This is a genomic window from Tenacibaculum halocynthiae (assembly GCF_964512825.1).
Lineage (GTDB): Bacteria > Bacteroidota > Bacteroidia > Flavobacteriales > Flavobacteriaceae > Polaribacter > Polaribacter halocynthiae.
In genome coordinates, this window is sequence record NZ_CAZELG010000023.1 from 1 (window position 1) to 4741 (window position 4741).

Below are 4741 nucleotides of genomic sequence, written 5' to 3' on the forward strand. Positions count from 1 at the left end.
CAAAATCAGGATTAATATACGATGAGACTTACAGAAATACTTTGGTTAAAAATTAAACAAAAATTAGTTGTTTTTTACCACAGTTCTTTGTTGTAATACGTTTTTATTCACGAAATACATTATTCCAGCTACAATTATTAATGTTATAATTATATCTAAAATTAAATAATTCAAATTCCAACCGTAATTTGGATTTGGACAATCTATCATAAATTCTTTGTAATATTTGAAAGGAAAACCAATCTCTAAAGATTTATAACCAACCGATCTATTTATTGGTGAATTCATATGATTAAACACAGTCAAAAAGGAAGTTGATAAAAAAACTAAAATAGACATTAACAAAGTCAGAAATACATATTTGAGTCTAAACATTATTCATCTTTGTCTTTTAAGTATTTAAGTAAATTTACCAAGTGTTGTTCAGAATGATCTTTCATTAAAAACTCAAATTGATAAAGTCCATCTTTTTCACTGTTGTTTTCAAATCTCCATTGAACTTCTATTAAATCTTTTATTATATCAGTCAAATCATCAATAGGGTCTTCAGTAACCAAATAAGCATCTTCGTTAATTTTATGACTTTCCATAGCAGAATGATACCAACCGAAATCTGGAAAATGTTTAGTTACTATACTTCTCATTCCGTCATAATCTAAATTAATAGGTTTTTCATAATCGGCATCATCAAATTCCGTTTCTACTTTCAAATATTCAGCATAAATTCCAACTAACAGTCTTTGGATTTCGAGCGTTTTGTTTTCGGATTCAATTTTTTCATTTGTTCCAAATTCAATAATTCTATCAATTAGTTTTTTTAATATACTCAATGCTTTTTAGTTTACTCAAATGTATTACAACGGCCTCGGCTATGATTAGTACGGGAATAAATAAGCGATTAATTTCCGATTAAGCACTTAGCCAAAACTTTTTATTTTGTTTTAATTTTTTCATTTTAAAAGCCAAATCAAAAGATTTGGCGGACTTCATAAAAATACACTAAACTTTGGATTAAACATCAAACTCCGTATTAATTATAGCCTTTGTTGTGGTTAGTGTTTTTTCTTTTCAATCCATAAATCTTCTCTCCAGTTTTCCACAATTGTTATTAAGTGAGAAAGTCCCCATTTATTGGTTAATAATTCTAATCCTTTGATAATAGGTGATTCGGTAATGTCAATGTCTTTGTTTATTTTTAAACCACAATCTAATAAAATAGTAGAAGTACCTTTTCTTAAATCATTTTCATCATCTCTGTGTTTAAAATAATTTGCTATTCCTATAATTAATTCAATTTCGGTTCTTTTGGAGTCAGTTACTAATTTGCCTAATTTGTATTTTTTATATTGATTTTCTAATGTCTCAAATCTATCGTAAATACTACTGTTTATATAATTTTGCAGAGCAATAAATGATAATCCAACTATAGGTTCAACTTCTTCTAAAAACCAAATTCCGTCATACCAGTCTATTTGTTCAAGTTTTTTATCTAACTCAAGTATGGATTTTTCAAGACCTTGAATTGTTAGATTCAAACTTTCTATTCTATAATCACATCTTTTCCAATGCATTTTTCCTTTTTTTTATAAATATCCAAGTAATATGAGAACTTAATGCTCCAATTGTTCCGAAAACCCAAAATGCAAGTGTAATTCCTAAAGCAGGCATTCCGCAATTAATTCCGTCTTTTCTTGGTTCTGGAAAGAAAAATTGAGGGAAAATCAAATAATACCCGATTAAAACTAAAAGTAGAATTATAAAACTCGGAACTTTAATTTGATATCTATAAATCAGATAATAACAAGTCAATTGTACTAAGCTAATTATTAAGATAAGTAGTAAAATCATTTTCTTGTTTTGAGTTTTTACATTAACCACAACGTATTTGTGTATGGTTAGTTGCGCAATTTTAACGTAAAAGTAATTAAAATACATGAAATTAATTGTCTGCGAGATTTTTCCGAAGGAATAAGTCCGTAAGCAATTAATTATACATTTTGTTGTAATTAGTTTTTATTTAACCAGTCTATTATTTCAGTATTCAATTCATTTCGTTTATCAGAAAATGAGTGGTCAGAATTAATTATTAAATATTGATTATTCTTTATGTTTTTTATCCAGTATTCGTTTCTATAATTTTCATCTATAAAAATAAATGGTTTATCAAGTTTAAGAGAGTTAATGGATACTAAATTCCATTTCTGCTTATGATCTAATATTTCAACCAAGAATTTTTTAGGTTCAATATTCAACATAAACTGCTCATTCAAATATTTTTGAAAAGCACCTAACTCATCTATTGAATTATTATTTTTAAGTACCTCTCCAGCATTGAACGAAGATAAGGCGACTATTTTTTTAACTCTATTATCTTGGGTTCCATGGAGGATTGCAATTCCACCTCCTAAGCTATGCCCAATTAACGAAAAAGAACTTTTTTTAATCCTTAATTTTTCAGAGACAATGTCATTTGATAAGTAGTCTATTACCTTAGAAATATCTTGTAAACAATTTGAATAAAGAAATTCTCCTTGACTACCCCAAGAGCCTCTATAATTAAAATAGATTACATTTTTCCCGTTCTGTCTTATCGTTTCTGCTAAGTCAAGGTTTCTTTCATTTCCAGGAAGTCCATGAAGTAAAATGATAGTCTCTTTACGTTCATTTCCTTTTGCTATTAGCGCATATCCAGAAATTGAATCTTGTTTTATGGTAATTACCAAATCTTTATTAAAGGCTTTATTGTTAGATTGGCAATATGTGTTTAATACCAAAAACAATAGAATTGTGGTTAAATATATTTTGTTTTTCAATCTTTCTCTTAATTAATTACAACGTATTTGTGTATGATTTTTTGCGGGAAAAGGACGCGAGTCATTTTCCATTGTTGCGGAAAGATAATTAATAAGATTGAATTTCCGATGAGGAAATTCAGCCGCAATTAATTATACACCATGTTGTACTACGTTATTTTTTTCTTCAGTTTTTCGTAACTATATTTTATACTTTTTCGTTTATATGATTTTCCTTTAATCACTCCATAAACTTTATTCTTCTCAGGAGAATATTCTAATGTGCTTTCATAACAACCTCCAATTGCATAATCATTTTTGGTTTCATTTGGTAGTTTTGCTCCAGTCCGTTCAGGTTTATAAGTAGCGAATATATATATCTTTCCAGTTTGAAAATCACGGATACTTGCTCTGCAATCTGCTCCATCGGTATCGAAAATTTCAATAATTTTTCTTTCTTCTTTGCCTCTTATAATTTCAAGTATTTCAACTTTTATAGATTTTCCTGTTCCATAATGTGGATCAAATTCGTTGTTCAGAGTTTCGTTAATATATTCATCATAGTCTGTAAATCGCTTTCCATTTCCCGTATGATAAGTATGTTCTATAATCTTACCTTTAATTACTAGTTCTGAGTTTTTTGCGATTTTTAGAAAATTCCCACTCCATTCACAGTCACAGGCTGAAAGTTTAATAGAAAGTAGAAATATTAATATTATTGTAATCTTTTTCATAATGTAGTACAACGCTGTTTTATAAGCTTTGTTGCGTGGTTTAAACAGTTAATTTAGTAAATAAAACACGTACGGCGAAATTCCGAAGGAATTTCCTAAGTGAGCTAAAATCAGCTATAAAGTTTATATAGTGTTGGTAACTGGCTTTTCTTTAAATTTATCATATACTCTAAAAAATTCGTCTACTGCTTTTTCTTCATCATTTCCGCATTCTTTTAAAATTATATCTTTCCAAGCAGCAGATGTTTCTTTCTGGTTATAGTATTTTACTGTCCATTCGTTTAATCCTAAAAATATATTTTCCTCTTTTATATTATAGACATCAAATGAATAATATATTCCATCAAAAAAACTTTTTAATGTAGATATTCTTTTTTCTCCTATAAACATTGCTGTTCTTATTCGAAAATTTTCAGATTCTAATAACTGTTTTAATTTAGGTTTTTCATTCATGTTTTTTTCGGGTTATTAGATATACTAAATTTAAAGATGAAATTAAAAATGGAATGCTTGTCAAGAAAGCAATTTCATAAACTGAGTTATAACTCCAATTTCCAGAAGTTAGAAAATAGACTGAAATCCATAATATTAGAATTCCGACAATTTCAAATATTCGTTCATACAATTTAGGTTTTAGGAATATGCTAATAACTAAAAATATTTTTCCAATTAAGGATATAAGACCAATTGACATTATTTTATCATTGAATTTTCCTCTCAAAGTAAAACCATAACTATCAATCAAATTTGGAATACTTACAATATCTATAATCCACATTATTCCAATTCCGTGACCAATTCCAAGAATTATAAATGAATGTAGAATTACTGTAAGTATTATTGATTTTGTTTTACTTTTCTTCAAGGTTATTATTTTTCAATGTGCTAATTTTTGCTTGTTACCAACGTATTTGTGTATGATTTCGTTGCGTGTTTTAGCAACTAATTTAGTAAATACAAACCGAATAGAAAATCCGTGAGGATTTTCGTAAGTAGGCGAGTACTAGTAATGAATTATACACCTTGTTGTAAGGCGTTATTTTTAGTTAAATATTTCTCTAAACTCCTTTATTTTCGATTTTTCACTCAATTCAGTTCCTAACTGATTCACTAATTTTTCCCATTTTTTCCAGTTTTCTGAATTCGGATTATTTAATTCAAATTTTATAGTTGCATTTCTTGAATAAATTAAATATTTATATGTTATTCCATCTA

8 protein-coding genes are annotated in these 4741 nt (G+C 27.6%); all 8 read right to left on the bottom strand.

Features of this window, described 5'->3' with window-relative positions; genetic code table 11:
* Positions 1-63: 63 nt before the first annotated feature.
* The 8 genes from ACKTTQ_RS09210 to ACKTTQ_RS09245 all read right to left on the bottom strand — a co-directional run bounded on the left by ACKTTQ_RS09210 (position 64) and on the right by ACKTTQ_RS09245 (position 4391).
* Positions 64-288, bottom strand: a complete 225-nt coding sequence (locus ACKTTQ_RS09210) for a hypothetical protein (RefSeq protein WP_408049037.1) — start codon at positions 286-288, stop codon at positions 64-66.
* A gap of 86 nt (positions 289-374) precedes the next feature.
* Positions 375-830 (bottom strand): DUF5063 domain-containing protein, encoded by a 456-nt coding sequence (locus ACKTTQ_RS09215; protein ID WP_408049038.1) that lies wholly within the window; start codon positions 828-830, stop codon positions 375-377.
* Between the two features lie 222 nt (positions 831-1052).
* Positions 1053-1571 (bottom strand): hypothetical protein, encoded by a 519-nt coding sequence (locus ACKTTQ_RS09220; RefSeq protein ID WP_408049039.1) that lies wholly within the window; start codon positions 1569-1571, stop codon positions 1053-1055.
* Entirely contained in the window at positions 1552-1725 is a 174-nt protein-coding gene (locus ACKTTQ_RS09225; RefSeq protein WP_408049040.1) for a hypothetical protein, read from the bottom strand. The genes ACKTTQ_RS09220 and ACKTTQ_RS09225 overlap by 20 nt, the downstream gene beginning before the upstream one ends.
* 281 nt (positions 1726-2006) lie before the next feature.
* Complete coding sequence (locus ACKTTQ_RS09230) at positions 2007-2813, bottom strand: alpha/beta hydrolase family protein (RefSeq protein WP_408049041.1); 807 nt, start codon at positions 2811-2813, stop codon at positions 2007-2009.
* Between the two features lie 149 nt (positions 2814-2962).
* Positions 2963-3526, bottom strand: coding sequence for a hypothetical protein (locus ACKTTQ_RS09235; protein ID WP_408049042.1), 564 nt, complete (start codon positions 3524-3526; stop codon positions 2963-2965).
* 123 nt (positions 3527-3649) lie between these two features.
* Entirely contained in the window at positions 3650-3979 is a 330-nt protein-coding gene (locus ACKTTQ_RS09240) for a hypothetical protein (RefSeq protein WP_113785838.1), read from the bottom strand.
* Positions 3972-4391, bottom strand: coding sequence for a hypothetical protein (locus ACKTTQ_RS09245; RefSeq protein ID WP_113785837.1), 420 nt, complete (start codon positions 4389-4391; stop codon positions 3972-3974). The genes ACKTTQ_RS09240 and ACKTTQ_RS09245 overlap by 8 nt, the downstream gene beginning before the upstream one ends.
* Positions 4392-4741: the final 350 nt, after the last annotated feature.

Coding starts and splice junctions, on each gene's coding strand:
- ACKTTQ_RS09210 (WP_408049037.1), bottom strand. CDS start 288: ATGAATTCACCAATAAATAGATCGGTTGGTTATAAATCTTTAGAGATT.
- ACKTTQ_RS09220 (WP_408049039.1), bottom strand. CDS start 1,571: ATGCATTGGAAAAGATGTGATTATAGAATAGAAAGTTTGAATCTAACA.
- ACKTTQ_RS09235 (WP_408049042.1), bottom strand. CDS start 3,526: ATGAAAAAGATTACAATAATATTAATATTTCTACTTTCTATTAAACTT.
- ACKTTQ_RS09240 (WP_113785838.1), bottom strand. CDS start 3,979: ATGAATGAAAAACCTAAATTAAAACAGTTATTAGAATCTGAAAATTTT.